Consider the following 16,588-nt stretch of genomic DNA (forward strand, 5'->3'; position numbering starts at 1 on the left):
CTTCAGGCGCTTTCTGCCGCAGTGTTGCCGGTGCGGACTTCGAGGTCGTTGTACTTGCCTGCCAGGACGTCGTCGAAGAGGACGGGCTGGCCGAGCGTGGCGGAGACGTAGACGGAACGCACGGCGGCAAGCGCGTTGACGGCGTCGCTGACAGTGACGCCGGGCTGCTTTCCGCCGGCGATGGCTGCCAGGATGTCCCGGTACTGCCGGACGTGCCCGGCGGGGTAGGTGGTGGGGTCGGCGGCTTTGTAGTCTTCCTCCGGGTACTTGGCCAGTTCCTCTTCGGCCTGGTTCCCGCCGCCCTGGAGGCCCATGTCCGCCGAGGCCCCGCCGGCGTCCCTGCTGTGGAAATACTGCAGCCGGTCGTTGTCCACCACGGCCGATCCTTCTGATCCCATGAGCTGGACCCGTACGGTCAGCCCGGGGTAGGCGGCGGTGGTGGCGTGCAGGACGGCCAGGCCGCCGTTTTCGAAGGTGACGGTGGCAACGGCGGTGTCTTCCACTTCAATCCGTTCATGGGCGAGCCGCGCGGTGTGGGCGTGGATCTCCACGGGACGTCCCATGAACCACAGCAGCAGGTCCACGGTGTGGACCCCCTGGTTCATGAGGGCGCCGCCGCCATCCATTGCCCAGGTGCCGCGCCAGTCGCCGGAGTCGTAGTAGCCCTGGCTGCGCCACCAGGCCACCGAGGCGATCGCGGACGTCAGCCGGCCGAAACGCCCCTTGGCGATGCCGTCCGCAACAGCCACGCTTGACCGGTCGAACCGGTGCTGGCTGATGACTGACGCAACAATTCCCTTTTCCGCGGCTTCCTTGGCCGCCGCTTCGATTTCCTGGGCCTTGGTCAGGTCCACGTCGAGGGGTTTTTCGATCACTACGTGCTTGCCGGCGGCTAGGACTTCCAGGCTCTGCTGGATGTGGAGGCCGCTGGGGGTTGCCAGCGCCACGAGGTGGATCTCCTGCGCCGCAAAAGCTTCAGCCTGCGTGGTGTACAGCGCCGGGCGCTCCCCACCCTGCTTCTCAATGAAGTCGGCAAGAGCCTCAGCCGCCGCCGGAATGGCATCCACGAGCGCCACAATTCGGACGTCCGGGAACTCACGGAGGGCAACGGCGTGCGTGCGGCCAATAACGCCGCATCCGGTAATGGCTACGTTCAAGGTGCTCATGCGGTCTGTACTCCTGCTTCTGCGATGACTTTTGCGAAGGCTCGTGCTGCGATGCCGAAGGCGGTGGGACCGGAGAACCCGCCCAGGCCGTGGGCGCCCGCCAGGTGCGGCTCCAGGGACGCAAAGCCTTCATAGCCATCGGCCTTGAGGGCCTCTACCGTCCGGAGCAGGTCACCGTCGCCTTCGCCCGCCGGCGTCACATGGCCGTTGGCGAAGAGGGCGTCCTTGACCTGCAGGTACTCAAGGTGCGGGCGAAGCTTGGCGTATGCCTCATCAAAGGGCTTGACGCCCACCTGGACAAAGTTGGCGGCGTCCCAGGCCACCTTCAGCGCGGGCGAGTTGACGGTTTCGATGATGTCCAGGACTCGGTCGGGGATGTCGCCGAAGATGTCTTTTTCGTTTTCGTGCAGGAGGATCACGCCGGCTTCCTCAGCCACCTCGGCGAGGGCACGCATGCGCTGGATGACATCGTCCCGGATGCTCTCCACGGGCACGGACTCGCCGTAGTAGAAGGAGAAGATGCGGATGTACTTGGCGTCGAGGACCTTGGCGGCGTTGGCGGCCCGGCGGAGACGCTCCACTTCGTGCTCCACGGGCAGGCTGACGTCCACCTTCCCGATGGGCGAAGCGATGGCCGAGACCTTCATGGATTTTTCCGCCAACAAAGACTTGAGGGCCTGCAGTTGCTCATCGCTCAGGTCCACAATGTTGGTGCCCCATGCGCTGCGGACCTCGATGTGGTTGGCTCCCAGCGCCTGCAGCACTGCGATCTGGATTGCGGGGTCGTCGTCGATTTCGTCGCCGAAACCTGACAGCTGCCATGTGACCTGGTTGGTCGAAACCATGCTTATTTAACTCCTCCGGCGGTCAGCCCGCCTACTAGGTAACGCTGGAAAATCAGGTACAGAATGACCACAGGTGCTGCGCACACCAAGGCCGCGGCCATCAGCTGGCCGTAGAACGGGATGGCACCGCCTTCCTGGGAAGCACCGAAGATTTGAAGTGCGACGGCGGCGGTCTGGCTTTCCGGCCGGGTCATCACCGACGCGAACAACACGTCGTTCCAGCCGAGCAGGAAGGCAAAGATGCCGGAAACAACGATGCCGGGCCAGCTCAGCGGCAGGACGATCCGGAACAGCACCCCCAGGTTGGAGGCGCCGTCGATTTTGGCTGCCTCCTCAAGCTCCTTGGGAAGCCCCCGGAGGTAGGTGACCATCACCCAGGTGGAGAACGGCATGGCAAACGTCAGATAGGTCACGAACAGGCCCCACTGGGTTCCGATGACCTGGATCCCCAGGTAGGTGGCAGCCGATGAGAACAAGACGAAGACCGGCAATACCATGAGGGTCCCGGGCACGGATTGCAGTGCCAGCAGGCCTCGGAGGATGGTCAGCCTGCCGCGGAAGGTGTAACGCACCAGGACGAACGCGGTGGAAACGGACAGCGCGGCGGAGACCACAGCGGTCGCTCCCGCCACCAGGATGCTGTTGGCGAGGCCGTTGGCCAGGCCCACGCTGGTCCAGATCTTCGAGTAGTTCTCGAACGTTACGGTGGAGGGCCAGAATTCCCCGTTGGCCACCCCGATGTCCGAGTTCACCGAGGCCAGGAAGATATACAGCACCGGAATAAGGACCAGGGCGCCCAGGAAAACCAGGACAATGATCAGCAATGGTGCCGGGAGCAGCCGCAGCACCTCATGCTGTCGATGCGACCCCGGACGGTCAACCTCCGAGGTCGGCGTCCCCTGCCGTTTGGCTGTCGTGGTGCTCATTTCTTGGCGCCTGGCGTTTCGGCGTCGTCGAGCTTTACGGCGCGGAGGTAGACGAACAACGGAATGGCGACGAGCACCAGAGAGACGAAGGCCATGGCTGCGCTCAAGCCGAAGCGGAAGCTCTGGAAACTCGTAACGTAAGTGAGGATCGGGAGGACTTCCACGTCCGCAGGAGCGGGCACACCGAACAGCACGAACGGGAGCGTGAAGTTGTTGATGTGGTGCAGCATTCCAATCAGGAATGCCAGCGCCAGGGGACCCTTGAGGTAAGGGAAGACGACGTACCGGAGCTTGTTCCACCACAGCGCCCCGTCAAGCGCGGACGCTTCGTGGACCTCGTGGTCCACAGACTGCAGGCCGGACAGCGCCAGCAGGTAGATGAACGGCCAGGAGGCCCAGATCTGGACCAGTACCAGCGTCCAGAAGGTCTGTGGTCCGTTGAGCCACAGTCCAGTGTGGATTCCCACGCTCCCGAGGGCCCCGTCCACGATGCCGCCCGGCCGCAGCATGGTGCGCCACACGGTTGCCACCACGAAGGAAGGCAGAACGTACGGGATGAGGAAGATCGACCGGATGACGGCGCGGCCCTTGAACGCGTTCTGGGTCGCGACGGCGGCAGCAATGCCCAGCGGCAGGGTCACCACCATGGCGAGCAACGAGTAGCTGACACTCAGCCAGACAGCGTGCAGCAGGGGCGAACCAGTGACGGCTTCAACGAAGTTTTCAACTCCGATGAACGGTGCACTGACCCATTTCCGCAGCGTGTACTGATCCAAATTAAGGACGGACATGTAAATGCCGAGCAGGAGCGGAAGCACGATGATGATGACCATCAGTACTCCACCCGGGATCAGCATCCAGAGCGGCCGGTTACGTTCGCTCAGGCCCTTGCGGCGCGGACCGCCCTTGTGGCCGGGCTGCCCGCCGGCTTCGTGAATCGTGCCGGGCGCCCGGCCCGTGGCGGAATCTGCCACAGGCCGGACTTCATGAGAGGCGTCGGTTGACATCAGAACTTATCCTTTGGAGGCCCGGTCCAGGGAAGCCTGGCCCTTGTTCTGGGCGTCCTTGATCCTTTGGTCGAGTGCGGATTCGTCCACCTTGCCGGCCGCCAGGTCAGGGACGGATTGGACGGTGACGTTGAGGAGTGCGAGCTGGATATCGCCCCAGGCTCCGGTGAACGGTGTCGCCTTGGACTTGGCGGCGGCGTCGGCCATCGGCTTGAGCTTCGGGTCGGTCAGGCTGGCGAGGGCCTCGGCGTTGGCAGGCAGGTCACCGAAGGTCTTCTGGTAGTTGAGCTGCTCATCCTTGGAGGTGATCAGCTTGATGTAGGCGAAGGCCAGGTCCTGCTGCTTCGAGTAATCCGCCACTACGAGGTTGTCGCCGGAAAGGATGCTGGCGGCGTCACCGTCGGACTTGGACTGCGTCTCGCCTGGCGCGACGGTAGGCATCAGCGTGTACGCGTATTTTCCGGCAATTGCCGACTTATCCAGCGTCGGGATGGAGGTGGCGGTGGTCATCATCAGGTAGCCGGCCTTGCCGCTGGCGAAAGCAGCCACGGCGTTGCTGTTGCTCCAGCCGACCGAGGCGGGATCGACGATCTTGTCGTTGGTCAGCCAGCCGAAGTACGTCTCGTACGCTTTCTTGACCGCCGGGTCATCCATCTTCAGCTTGCTGCCGTCAACCAACGGGTTTCCGGCCTGGACGGACATGGCCCAGATGAACTTCCAGGGATCGAAGCTGTCCTTGTACCCGGTGGCGAGGCCGTAGGTGTCGCCCTTGGTCATCTTCTTGGCCTGGGCAGCAAGTTCATCCCACGTGGTGGCGGGCTTGTCGATGCCCGCAGCGGCCAGCAGGTCCTTGTTGTAGGCCATCACGAATGGGCGGCTGACGAAGGGAATGCCCACCTGGTGGTCCTTGTCCGGTCCGGAGATGCCAAGGGCTGCGGGATTGAACCGGTCCTTGCCGCCCACCTTCTTCCAGTCGTCATCGGTGAGGGTGACAAATGCCTTGGTGGAGAAGGCAGTGGGGGTGAAAGTCGTACCGAGGCTGTAGACGTCCGGACCCTGCCCGGAGACCACAGACGTCTGGATACGAGTCAGTTCATCGTTCGCCGAGGCGAAGGTTTCGAACTTCACGTCGGCCCCGGTCTCGGTCTTGAACTTCGCAGCAATGTCGGATTGCCATTGCTTCTGCTGTTCCGGGTACTGGCTGGAAACGTTCACCAGGACGCTAAGTGTCTTGCCCGCGCCATCCACTTTGCCGTCCGAACTCGCGGAACCCCCGCCGTTCCCGGAACTCGATCCGCAACCGGTCAGGGCGAGCGCAGCAACCGTGACAATCGCCGCGAGCCCAGTAGTCGATTTAAACCTCATTGTTTTTCTCCTCTAGGACACCCGCATGGCCACATCCGTCCTGTGGCGGAAATCACTGCAGGCGACTCGAAAGCCAGTCTAGGAAGGCGGCAACCTTACGGCAAGCGGTTGCCAAAAGTTGCCATAAATGGTCAGATTGGGACATCACACGTCAGGGCACGCCGGCAGGGAACTGCCGATCGCGGTTCGTCCAGCCAGCGAGGAAAGGTCCGCCGCCATGGCTGATTCCGGGACTACGGGCAGGAACCCGAAAGCGGGAGCGCAGCGCGACCGCCCGCCCACCATCCGCGACGTTGCCGAGCTGGCAGGCGTTGCCACCTCCACCGTGTCCCGCGCCCTCGCCCGGCCGGAGAGGGTGAATCCCCGGACCCGAGTGAGGATCGAAGAGGCGGCGGCGCAGCTCAATTACGTGCCCAGCTCCCAGGCGCGGGGGCTCAGTTCGGGCCGGACGAATGCCGTCGCCGTGCTGGTGCCCGACATCACCAACCCGTTCTACTTCGACATCATCCGCGGCACCCAGCACCAGCTCAAAGCCGCCGGCGTCACCCAACTCCTGGTGGACACCGAAGAATCCAGCGACATGGAGCTCGATGCGCTGCACAAGATGCGCAAGTCCGCCGACGGGTTCATCCTCGCCGCCTCCCGCTTGACGGACGCCCAGCTGGCGGAGGTCTCGCAGTCGCAACCCTTGGTGACCTTCAACCGGGCCTCGACCAGCGCCCCGACGGTCATGATCGATACGCCGTCCGCCATCATCCAGGCCCTGGAACACCTGGCCTCACTGGGCCACCACAAGGTCTGCTACGTTGCCGGTCCACCGACCTCCTGGTCCAACCAGATGCGGTGGAAAGTCTTTGAAGAGGACGCCACCAAGCGCGGCATGGAGATCCACCGGATCGGCCCGTACACCCCTAAGACCACATCGGGCGCGGCCGCCGCGGATGCGGCGGTCCGGACCGGCGCCACGGGCTGCATCGTCTTCAATGACCTCCTGGCCATCGGCATGCTTCAACGCCTTAAGGCCCGCGGCATCCGGGTCCCCGCAGACATGAGCATTATCGGCTCGGACGATATATTCGGCGCGGACTTCTGCAATCCTCCGCTGACCACCATCTCCAGTCCCATTGAGCAGGCGGGCAGGGTGGCGGTATCCATGCTGCTGGCCCAGCTAAACCCGCTCTCCGGAAGCGCCCCGAGGCAACTGGCCGTCATGCCCACCCACCTGACCATCCGGGAGTCCACGGGGCCGGCCCCAGCGTAATCAGCCCAGCGTAAACGGCAGGACCAACCAGGCCGGCCTCCCCGCCGTCGTCCTTTTCGACGGGCACCGCCATCCTCGCTGCGCATATTCGCTGACGCACCCTTTATGTGGGCCGCGACTTTGAACGTGCGGGTCGGAATGTACGGTGCGCGTCGAAAGCGTGCAGCAGCCCATGCAAAAGGCGGGCGTACGACGCCGGGAGCCACCCGCCGTCGTACGCCCGCCTTTCGAATGCGGTGCTTAGGCTTCCACGAGCCTGGCACCGGCTGGAACCTCAGCGGGAGCGCCGGGCTCGCTGCGGCCGTACAACCAGTCGTTGTACTGGAAGTTGTTGTCGCCGCGGCTCTTGAACAGCATGTTCCGCAAGACGCGGGCCACGCCGTCCACGTGCCAGGACTCGCCCCAGATCCGGGCGGTGCGCTGGACCCGGGCAGTGCGGGCTGCGCGGGTTTCGTTGAACTCGCGGAAGGCATCCTCCCAGGCACCGGCATCGATGCCTTCGGCCGTGAAGACCTTGCCCTGTGCGGCGTCCTGGAGCACTGCTGCATCCTCCAGCGCCTGGCAGGCACCCTGGGCCAGGTACTGCAGCATCGGGTGGGCGGCATCGCCGATCAGTGCCATGCGGCCGGAAACCCAGGTCTCGATGGGGTTGCGGTCGTACATGGGCCAGCGGATGCCGGTGGCGAGGTTCTTCAGGGCTTCCTGCACGGCAGGTACGCAGTCCTTGTAGGCTGCCTGGAGTTCGTCCACGCCGCCGTACTGCTCTTCGCCGCGTTCAAAGGATGCGGACTTGAACACTGCCACGGTGTTGAGCAACTGGCCCTTCCGGAGCGGGTACTGGACCAGGTGGCAGTTGGGGCCGAGGTAGACGATGACGTCCTCCAGGTCTGTTGCCGGGGTCTCCTCGGTGATCGGCACGGTGCCGCGGTACGCCACGTAGGCGGAGTTCACGGGGCCATCGTTGGCGACGGTGGCGCGGAGGGTGGACTTCAGCCCGTCCGCGGCCAGGATGGCGTCGGCCTCGAAGACGTCACCCTTGGCGGTGTAGGCGCGGGCCCGGTCGCCGTCGGTTTCCACTTTCTGCACCAGGACGTCATTCACCAGGGTGACGCCGGCGTCCTGGCAGGCTTCGAGCAGGATCCGGTGCAGGTCGCTGCGGTGGATCACCACATAGGGGGCGCCGTAGCGCTCCTCGAACTCGCCGCCCAGGGTCTGCCGGGTGAGCTCCTCGCCGGTGATCGCGTCGCGGAACACCAGGTGCTTGGGCTGGACGCCGATTTCCAGCGCCTTCTCCAGCAGGCCCCAGCGCTTCAGGACGCGGGAGGCGTTGGGGGCCATCTGCAGGCCCGCCCCCACTTCACCGAAGGCGGGTGCCACTTCAACCAGGGTGACGTCGGCACCGTTTTCGCGAAGCGCCAGCGCTCCCGCAAGCCCGGCCATGCCGCCGCCCACAACCAGGACGTCCGTGGACTCTTTGACGTTAGACATTGGAAACTCCTACTGCTGTTGATTTCTTGATTTTGATGCCGACGGCGGCGATCAGGACGGCCGCTGCGGCGGCTGCTCCGGCGAAGGCCAGGAAGTTCGAGTTGACGCCCAGGCCCGCTGCGAGCAGGAGCCCGCCTGCCTGCGGTGCGGCCACGGCACCAATCCGGCCGACGCCGAGCGCCCAGCCAAGGGCCGTACCGCGCAGGTGTGCCGGGTAATGGCTGGCCACGGCGGCGATGATCAGGCACTGGGTGCCGTGGGTGCCCACACCGGCGAGCACCAGCATGAGATAGACGACGGCGACGGGCGGCCCGGTCACCAGGACCAGCAAGCCTACGGCGGCCGCCGCCGCTGCCGCGATGGCCGTGGGGATCGGCCCGAACCTGGTGCCGGCCCAGGCTGTCAATACCGAGCCCGCCACGGCGCCCAGGTTGAGCGCCAGCGCGAAGGTCAGGGCGGATCCCAGGTTGTAGCCGGCCAGCTGCATGAGGTTGGGCAGCCACGTTCCCAGTCCGTACCAGGCGAAGAGGGTCACCAGGGTGCCGACGGCAAACAGCAGGCTGATGCCCAGGTAAGGAGCCCGGAGGAGGGAGCCGAATCCGACGGCTTCTTTGGCGGCGTTGCCATGGGATGTGCCCGCGTGGCCCGGCGCCAGCGTCTCCGGCAGGTAGCGGATACCCAGCGGGATGACCACCAGCAAGGCGATGACGGCCACCAGGAACATGACCGGCCAGCCGAAAGCCGGAATCAGCGGGATGCCAACGAGCGCTGCGATGGAGCCGCCGATGGGAACGCCGGACATCATGAGCGTGGCGATTGTGGACCTCCATTTTTCGGGAACGAGCTCGGCCACCAGGGCATTGGCTGAGGGAACCAGGCCGCCCAGGCCGATGCCTGCCAGGAGCCGCAGGCCCCCGAACACCGGCGCGTTGGGCGCGAAGGCGCAGAGGATGGTGAAGATGGAGAACACGACGGCGCAGCCGATAATGGTGCGCCGTCGGCCCCAGGAATCGGACATGCGGCCGGCGAAGACCGCTCCGATCATCATGCCGATGAAGGCCATCGAGCCGATGGTTCCGGCGGTGGCCTTGGTCAGGCCCCAGCCGGTATCGCTGATGAGCGAGCCCTGGACCGTGCCATAGACGATCAGGTCATAGCCGTCGAAAACCACCAGCAGCCAGCACACCAGGACGGCGAGCACTGAACGCCGGTGGAACCCGGATAGGCCTGCGCCCGGAGCGGGGGCGGCCGTGCGCTGCGGCGCTGCAGCGGAAGTTGTGTGATTCATCCCACCACTGTGCTGGCAGCCGCACTGCCGTGCACATAAGATTCTGTCATGCAGAATCTTCCGGCGCGGCGGAAGCCCACGTACTCCATCGAAGCGGTGGACAATGCCCTGCAGCTCCTCCAGCTCCTGCGGGACGTTGGCAGCCTGCGGCTCAAGGACGCTGCGGAGGAACTCGGTGTTGCACCTTCCACGGCGCACCGGCTGCTGGCCATGCTGGTCTACCGCGGGTTTGCCGTCCAGGACGAGACGCGCCGGTACGTTCCAGGCCCGGCGATGGGCGCTGGCCCCGCCGGCTTCAGCTGGACCCGGCAGCTGCGGGACATCTCGCGGCCACACATGGAGCTGCTGTGTGCGCGCACCAACGAGACCGTCAACCTGATGATCCGGGTAGGCACCAAGGTCCGCTTCCTCGACACGGTGGAAAGCACCAACATCCTTCGCGTCGGGGACCGCCAAGGCACCTTGCTGCCGGCACACAGGGCTTCAGGCGGAAAAGCCATCCTCGCCGAATTGGATCCCGCGGTGCTGGAGCAACTGTTTCGCAGCCCCAACGCGGAGCTCGCCGGGGATTGCATTCCCGACGCCGAGTACCCGGCATTCCTGCGCGAACTCGAGTCCGTGCGGGACAACGGATTCGCCGCCAACTTCGAGGGCACGGAAGAGGGCATCAGCGCCTTTGGGATGGCACTGCACAACGGCAAGGGCATGGTGGTGGGTGCCTTGAGCGTGGCCACCCCGGTCGCCAGGTTCCGGCCGCTGTTCGACGCCGGGCTGGTGGGAGTCATGATGGAAACCCGGCGCCAGCTGGAGATGGACATCGCAGCCAATCCGGTGGACGGTACGGCAGGAACCTGACCTCCTGGCGCCCATCCACAGGGCGACAATTCTGCAGGGCAGAATATGCTGGGGATCACAGGCCCTCACTCCTTAAGGTCGAATCCACGTCGCAGTCAGTCCGCACGCAAGGAGAAGGCCAGTGTCCATCAGCGCTGAAAACCAAACGCACGAATCCGTGGCGCAGGAACACCATGTTCCCGAGCCCACCCCCGGGGAAGCTGCCCAGCTCGAGCAGCTGTACAAGGACTTCACCAAGGAAAACCTGATTCCGCTGTGGACGGAGATCGCGGACCTGATGCCCATGGTCCCGTCGCCCAAGGCCGTGCCGCACGTCTGGCGGTGGGATGACCTGTACCCGCTGGCCGCCCGCGCCGGCGACCTGGTGCCCGTGGGCCGCGGCGGGGAACGGCGCGCCATCGCGCTGGCCAACCCCGGCCTGGCCGGCACCCCGTACGCCACCCCCACCCTGTGGGCCGCCATCCAGTACCTGGGCGGCCGGGAAACCGCCCCCGAGCACCGCCACTCCCAGAACGCCTTCCGCTTCGTCGTCGAAGGCGAGGGCGTGTGGACCGTAGTGAACGGCGATCCTGTCCGGATGTCCCGCGGCGACTTCCTGCTCACCCCCGGCTGGAACTTCCATGGCCACCACAACGACACCGACGAGCCCATGGCCTGGATCGACGGCCTGGACATCCCGTTCGTCCACTACGCCGACGCGGGGTTCTTCGAGTTCGGCACCGAACGCGTCACCGACGAGGCCACCCCGGACATCTCCCGCTCCGAGCGGCTCTGGGCCCACCCCGGCCTCCGCCCGCTCTCGGGCCTGGATGACACCACCAACTCCCCCATCGCCGCCTACCGGTGGAAGTACACCGACGCCGCCCTCCGCGAACAGTTGCTCCTGGAGGACGAGGGCCACCCGGCCACCGTTTCCCAGGGCCACGCTGCCATCCGCTACACCAACCCCACCACCGGCGGGGACGTCATGCCCACCATCCGCGCCGAGTTCCACCGGTTCCGCGCCGGCGCCTGGACCGAGACCGTCCGTGAGGTGGGCTCCAGCGTCTGGCAGGTCTTCGAAGGCACCGGCACCGTGACCCTCAACGGCGAAACGAAGCAGCTGGCCAAAGGCGACCTGTTCGTGGTCCCGTCCTGGGCCGCCTGGTCCCTGCAGGCCGACGCTGGTTCACAGGCGGAGTTCGACCTTTTCCGGTTCAGCGACGCCCCCATCTTTGAGCGCCTGAACTTCAACCGCACCTACATCGAAGGACGCACCAAGTAATGAAACTCCTCACCCTCCGCCTCGGCTCGGGCGACACGGCACGTACGACGGCGGTCCGCCAGGACGGCGACACGCTCACCGAGATCCCGGGCTTCTCCGACGTCGGAGCCCTGCTGAAGGACCCTGCCTGGGAAGCCACGGCGAAGGCGGCCAACGGCGCAACCCACGCCCTGGACGGCGCCGACCTCGCCGCCGTCGTGCCTTCCCCCGGCAAGATCATCTGCGTGGGCCACAACTACCGCAACCACATCAAGGAGATGGGCCGCGAAGTCCCCGAGCACCCCACCCTGTTCGCGAAGTACGCCGAATCCCTGATCGGGCCCAACGACGACCTCGCCCTGCCGCAGGAATCAGACACCGTGGACTGGGAAGCCGAACTCGCCGTCGTCATCGGCAAGGCCGGCCGCCGCATCCCCGAAGCAGAAGCTGCAGAGCACATCGCCGGATACGCGGTGCTGAATGACATCAGCATGCGCGACTACCAGTTCCGCACCATCCAGTGGCTGCAGGGCAAGACCTGGGAGAAGTCCACCCCGTTCGGCCCGGCCCTGGTCACCCAGGACGAATTCACCGCCGGCCCGCCGATGACCTCGGCCGTGGACGGCGAAGTCCAGCAGTCCACCCCCACCTCGGACCTGGTGTTCACCCCGGAATTCCTGGTGTCCTACATCTCCACCATCATCACCCTGAACCCGGGCGATGTGATCGCCACGGGCACTCCCGGCGGTGTGGGCCACGCACAGGACCCCAAGCGCTACCTGCAGGAAGGCCAGGTCCTGGTGACCACCATCGAGGGCCTGGGCCAGCTGACCAACAGAGTCGTCAAGGAAGCCTGATGGTTGCCCGGCGCGACCAGACCACCGATCCCGTCCTGCTCGACGGGCTCCTGCAGGCCAGGCGCGGCACCGCGTTCTTCGCCCGCAAGCTCAACGAGCTTCCGGACGCGGACCTGGGCGGGGACTCGCTGCTGCCGGGCTGGACCCGCCGCCACGTTATAGCCCACGTGGGCTACAACGCGCGGGCCATCGCACGGCTGGTCGAGTGGGCAGCCACCGGCGTGGAAACACCCATGTATCCCTCGGTGGAGGTCCGGAACCACGAGATCGACTTTGGCGCCACCCTCTCCCCCATTGCGCTGCGGAATCTGTTCGACCATTCCGCGGTGCACCTGAATGTTGAGTGGCGCGACCTGCCCGCCGACTCCTGGCACCACAAGGTCAAGACCGTCCAGGGCAGGACTGTCCCGGCCGAGGAAACAGTGTGGATGCGCACCCGTGAGGTGTGGGTGCATGCGGTGGACCTGGACAATGGGGCCAGGTTCAAGGACATCCCGGCACCCGTCCTGGCCCGCCTGCTCAAGGACATCACGGGAGCCTGGCACGCCCGCGGTACCGACAAGGAACTGGTCATCGAAGTCACCGGCCGGGCATCCCCGCGTACCTACGGAGACACCACAGCCGCCTCGCCCACCGTGATTTCCGGATCCCTGCCCGCCATCGCCCGGTGGGCCACCGGCCGCGGCACGGACGGAACCACGGCGCAGCGCGGCGGAGCACCCATTACCCCCGTACCGGTGGCGCCGGCCTGGATCTAGGGTCGCTGCCGGGAGAAACCGCTCCCGGGCGCCGCGGGCGAAGGCGGGTCAGCATGCGCTGGCCCGCCTTCCGGCGTTGCTGTCCGGATTCCGCTCCCGCAGCCTGCCGTCGCCTCGGGCTGGAAACCAAAAATCCACCCCTGGCTTTGGAACCCGTTCCATAATTATGGCGCCTGGCGCTGGATAGCATGGGGTGACCGGACAGAGCCGTCCGGCGGGAACGACGCAAAAGGAAAACCCATGGCCGCGGTGACGGTGGATGACATCCTCTCGGACCTCCCCCTTGGCTTCGCCCGCCTGGTCCTCCGGCCCGCCCCTTCGGCGCCCCCCATTGAACGGTTCCTGATTGTCGACGCCGACGACGAAGCAGCCGCAGCCGCCGGAGCCTTTGTCCTGCTCATCGGCGTCCGTGGCCGCTCCTCCCTTCCAGCCCTCCGGCGCCTCCTCAAGAACCCGCCGCCCGTGGTGGCCGTCAAGGGCAACCGCGAAGACTTGGCAGAGGCGGAAGAACTCCTCCGTGCAGCCGGGTCCGGCCTCTTGCTGGTTGATCCTGCCTCCGACTGGGACCGGCTGTTGTCCATAGCCCAGGACCGGATCCAGCCACGGAGCTACGAGAGCGAAGTGCTGACGCTTCTTGAGGAAGACCTGTTCGCCATCGCCCAGACCACGGCACGGCTCACGTCCAGCCACGTGCTCATCGAGGATGCAGCCAACAAGGTCCTGGCGTATTCCACGGTCACCAATGACATTGACGAACTCCGCAAGGCTTCCATCCTGTCCCGCCGCGGCCCCCGGAAGTACGAGCTGCTGCTCAAGGACCTGGGCGCTTACCGGGAACTCCACCGCACCCGCCAGCCGGTCCGTGTGCCCGCAAGGCCCCAGGACGGGCTGCGTGAACGGGTGGCCATTGCGCTCTTCGCCGGCGAACGGATCATGGGATACATCTGGCTGCAGGAGACCGGAGACGGCTTCGGCCCGGACGTGGAGTACGTCCTCACCGGATCCGCGGCCAGGGTTTCCGCTGAGCTGATCCGCTACCGCAACCAGCAATCCGTACACATGCGGGAAGACCGGATTGCACGGATCCTGTCGGGTCCCGCCGAGGCCGCCGCCAGCGCCCATAGTGGAAAGATCCCCTCCGAGCGTCCCGCGGCACTTCTCCTGATCGGCATGTCCGACGCCGACTCCCGGGCTGACGACGCCGCGCTGAAGCATGGGGAACTGGCGAACCTGGCATCCATCCACGCCGCCGCCTACAAGGCGTCCGCAGTGGTGGGACAGTTCAACGGTGACACGGCCATCATCGTGCCCGACCTGCAGTCCGGCGCGACGGAGGCGGGGTTGCAATCCCTCGCGGAAGCGGTGGTCAAAGACGCCCGCAAACACCTTGGCATCACTCCGTTCGCCGCCGTCGGGCCCCTGGCGCCGGACCTTTTGTCCATTCACCGGGTCACGGGCATCACCGAGGCGCTGCTGGCGTGCGTGCGCAACGCCGAACCCGGCACGGTGGCCGGCGTGGACGCTTTCGAGGCAGAAATCCTGTACCGGGAGGCAGTACAAAACTTCCACACTTCACCTTTCCGGCACCGCAGTCTCGTCGCGCTGCTCCAGGAGGACGCCGAGCTCGCGCAGACCCTGCGGACCTATTTCGAGGCAGGCTTCGATGCCGCCGAATGCGCCATACGCATGAACCTCCACAAGAACACCGTCTACTACCGCGTCGCCAAAGCGGCCCGGGTAACCGGCCTTGACTTCGGCAATCCCCGCGACTCACTGGTGGCCCTGCTCCATATCCAGGAGTGGGCCGCGTCCAACGACAATTCAGGCAGGAAATGAGCACCACACTCAGCGCACCCCCCCTGGCCCTCCTCCTCGAGGACATCGTCCGGCGGCACCGGCCCCAGCAGGGGGTCGGCGGCGTTCCCACAAACATTCCGTTCCTGGCCACGGTGCCGTTCGACCGTTTTGGGATCGCTGTCGCCACCACTTCGGGTGAAGTCTTCAGCTCCGGCGACGCCGGTGTTCCCTTCTCCATCCAAAGCATTTCCAAGGTTTTCACCCTGGCCATGGCCCTGCAGGGCGGGAGATCCAGCAGTCTCTGGTCGCGGGTGCTGCGCGAACCCTCCGGAACGTCCTTCAACTCGCTGGTTCAGCTGGAAGCCGAAAAGGGCATCCCGCGCAATCCCTTCATCAACGCGGGAGCCCTGGTGGTCACCGACCACCTGCTGGAAGAGACGCCCGACGCCGCCTCGCAGCTCCTGCGGTTCCTCACCGAACAGGCGGGGCAAGCGGGCCCGGCGGGCAGCCAGGGCCAAGCACCGGGGAGGCGCGTCCCCTTCATTGATGAAGCAGCTGCCGCCGGTGAACTGGACAGCAGCAGCCGCAACCTGGCCCTGGCACACTTCCTCAAGGATTTTGGCAACCTCACCCAGCCAGCCGCGGCTGTCGTCGAGAACTACGTCCGCCAGTGCTCCATCATGATGACCTGCGTCCAACTGGCCAAGGCCGGCCTGTTCCTCGCAAACAACGGCGAGGGAATATCCGGCAGCGTGCTCTCCCCCAGCGAGGCGAAGCGGATCGGATCCATCATGTTGACCTGCGGCATGTATGACGCCGCCGGCGAATTCGCCTACCGGGTGGGCCTGCCCGGCAAGAGCGGGGTGGGCGGCGGGATCCTGGTCATCGTCCCGGGCCAGTGCGCCATCTGCGTCTGGAGTCCCCGGCTGGACGCCAAAGGCAACTCCCTTGCCGGCACCGCTGCCCTCGCAGAGCTTTCCGACCGCACCGGCTGGTCAGTCTTCTAAGTTTCCCCACAGCAAGATCTTCCCCGGATCGAAAGGAATACCCATGTCCAACAACAAACCCAATGACGAGGTTGAGTTTGACCATCTGATTGATGGTGGTCATGCGCATGCGTCCGAGACCTCCCTGCACGCGGAGGACAAGGGCTACCACAAGAACCTCAAGCCCCGGCAGATCCAGATGATCGCCATCGGCGGTGCGATCGGCACCGGCCTGTTCCTCGGCGCCGGCGGCCGGCTCAACGCCGCCGGCCCGTCCCTGGTCATCGCCTACGCCGTGTGCGGGTTCTTCGCGTTCCTGATCCTCCGCGCCCTGGGCGAACTGGTCCTGCACCGGCCCTCCTCAGGCTCCTTCGTCTCCTACGCCCGCGAATTCTTCGGCGAAAAAGCCGCGTTCGTCTCCGGCTGGTTCTACTGGATCAACTGGGCCACCACCACCATCGTGGACATCACCGCCGCCGCCCTCTACATGCACTTCTTCGGCAACTACATCCCCTGGATGGCCGACGTCCCGCAGTGGGCCTGGGCACTGACCGCCCTCATCGTCGTCCTGGCCCTGAACCTGGTCTCCGTGAAAGTCTTCGGCGAAATGGAATTCTGGTTCGCCCTGATCAAGGTCGCCGCCCTCGTCGCGTTCCTCATCATCGGCACCTACTTCGTCATCTTCGGCACCCCCGTCCACGGCCAGCAAGTCGGCATCAGCCTCCTCTCGGACAACGGCGGGATCT

At 65.6% G+C, this 16,588-nt stretch carries 15 protein-coding genes; 8 read left to right on the forward strand and 7 right to left on the reverse strand.

The window, feature by feature from the left end; genetic code table 11:
- Positions 1 to 2 precede the first annotated feature (2 nt).
- Genes J7I84_RS16775 through J7I84_RS16795 form a run of 5 tightly spaced genes read right to left on the reverse strand, consistent with a single transcriptional unit; the run spans position 3 to position 5,309 of the window.
- Positions 3 to 1,166 (reverse strand): Gfo/Idh/MocA family protein, encoded by a 1,164-nt coding sequence (locus J7I84_RS16775; protein ID WP_214945682.1) that lies wholly within the window; start codon positions 1,164 to 1,166, stop codon positions 3 to 5.
- Positions 1,163 to 2,011, reverse strand: coding sequence for a sugar phosphate isomerase/epimerase (locus J7I84_RS16780; RefSeq protein WP_214945683.1), 849 nt, complete (start codon positions 2,009 to 2,011; stop codon positions 1,163 to 1,165). Before J7I84_RS16780 ends, J7I84_RS16775 begins: the two co-directional genes overlap by 4 nt.
- 2 nt (positions 2,012 to 2,013) lie before the next feature.
- Entirely contained in the window at positions 2,014 to 2,937 is a 924-nt protein-coding gene (locus J7I84_RS16785; RefSeq protein ID WP_214945684.1) for a carbohydrate ABC transporter permease, read from the reverse strand.
- Positions 2,934 to 3,944, reverse strand: coding sequence for a carbohydrate ABC transporter permease (locus J7I84_RS16790; protein WP_214945685.1), 1,011 nt, complete (start codon positions 3,942 to 3,944; stop codon positions 2,934 to 2,936). Before J7I84_RS16790 ends, J7I84_RS16785 begins: the two co-directional genes overlap by 4 nt.
- A 6-nt stretch (positions 3,945 to 3,950) precedes the next feature.
- Positions 3,951 to 5,309 carry an ABC transporter substrate-binding protein gene (locus J7I84_RS16795; RefSeq protein WP_214945686.1) on the reverse strand — a complete coding sequence of 453 codons (1,359 nt, stop codon included), beginning with the start codon at positions 5,307 to 5,309 and terminating at the stop codon, positions 3,951 to 3,953.
- 217 nt (positions 5,310 to 5,526) lie between these two features.
- Between J7I84_RS16795 and J7I84_RS16800 the strand changes: the two genes are divergently transcribed.
- On the forward strand, positions 5,527 to 6,570 hold the full coding sequence (locus tag J7I84_RS16800) for a LacI family DNA-binding transcriptional regulator (RefSeq protein ID WP_214945687.1): 1,044 nt from the start codon (positions 5,527 to 5,529) through the stop codon (positions 6,568 to 6,570).
- Positions 6,571 to 6,810: 240 nt separating this feature from the next.
- Here the strand turns inward: J7I84_RS16800 and J7I84_RS16805 are convergent, their stop codons facing one another.
- Both J7I84_RS16805 and J7I84_RS16810 read right to left on the reverse strand, forming a co-directional pair.
- The gene (locus J7I84_RS16805; protein ID WP_214945688.1) at positions 6,811 to 8,058 is read right to left on the reverse strand and encodes an FAD-dependent oxidoreductase; all 1,248 of its coding nucleotides are present in this window, start codon (positions 8,056 to 8,058) and stop codon (positions 6,811 to 6,813) included.
- Entirely contained in the window at positions 8,051 to 9,346 is a 1,296-nt protein-coding gene (locus J7I84_RS16810) for an aromatic acid/H+ symport family MFS transporter (RefSeq protein ID WP_214945689.1), read from the reverse strand. The genes J7I84_RS16805 and J7I84_RS16810 overlap by 8 nt, the downstream gene beginning before the upstream one ends.
- A 48-nt stretch (positions 9,347 to 9,394) precedes the next feature.
- Here J7I84_RS16810 and J7I84_RS16815 point away from each other — a divergent pair, with 48 nt between their 5' ends.
- The 7 genes from J7I84_RS16815 to J7I84_RS16845 form a co-directional block, all read left to right on the forward strand.
- On the forward strand, positions 9,395 to 10,201 hold the full coding sequence (locus tag J7I84_RS16815) for an IclR family transcriptional regulator (protein WP_214945690.1): 807 nt from the start codon (positions 9,395 to 9,397) through the stop codon (positions 10,199 to 10,201).
- A 121-nt stretch (positions 10,202 to 10,322) separates the two neighbouring features.
- A complete protein-coding gene (locus J7I84_RS16820) occupies positions 10,323 to 11,465 on the forward strand; it encodes a cupin domain-containing protein (RefSeq protein ID WP_214945691.1) in 1,143 nt (380 codons plus the stop codon).
- Complete coding sequence (locus tag J7I84_RS16825) at positions 11,465 to 12,301, forward strand: fumarylacetoacetate hydrolase family protein (protein WP_214945692.1); 837 nt, start codon at positions 11,465 to 11,467, stop codon at positions 12,299 to 12,301. Before J7I84_RS16820 ends, J7I84_RS16825 begins: the two co-directional genes overlap by 1 nt.
- The gene (locus J7I84_RS16830) at positions 12,301 to 13,059 is read left to right on the forward strand and encodes a maleylpyruvate isomerase family mycothiol-dependent enzyme (protein ID WP_214945693.1); all 759 of its coding nucleotides are present in this window, start codon (positions 12,301 to 12,303) and stop codon (positions 13,057 to 13,059) included. The genes J7I84_RS16825 and J7I84_RS16830 overlap by 1 nt, the downstream gene beginning before the upstream one ends.
- A gap of 240 nt (positions 13,060 to 13,299) precedes the next feature.
- Positions 13,300 to 14,895 (forward strand): CdaR family transcriptional regulator, encoded by a 1,596-nt coding sequence (locus J7I84_RS16835; protein WP_214945694.1) that lies wholly within the window; start codon positions 13,300 to 13,302, stop codon positions 14,893 to 14,895.
- A complete protein-coding gene (locus J7I84_RS16840; protein WP_214945695.1) occupies positions 14,892 to 15,863 on the forward strand; it encodes a glutaminase in 972 nt (323 codons plus the stop codon). Before J7I84_RS16835 ends, J7I84_RS16840 begins: the two co-directional genes overlap by 4 nt.
- A gap of 43 nt (positions 15,864 to 15,906) precedes the next feature.
- Positions 15,907 to 16,588, forward strand: a 682-nt coding sequence (locus J7I84_RS16845) for an amino acid permease (RefSeq protein ID WP_214945696.1), incomplete at its 3' end; no start/stop codon positions are given.

The sequence above is a fragment of the Arthrobacter sp. ISL-85 genome, from assembly GCF_018613675.1.
Lineage (GTDB): Bacteria > Actinomycetota > Actinomycetes > Actinomycetales > Micrococcaceae > Arthrobacter.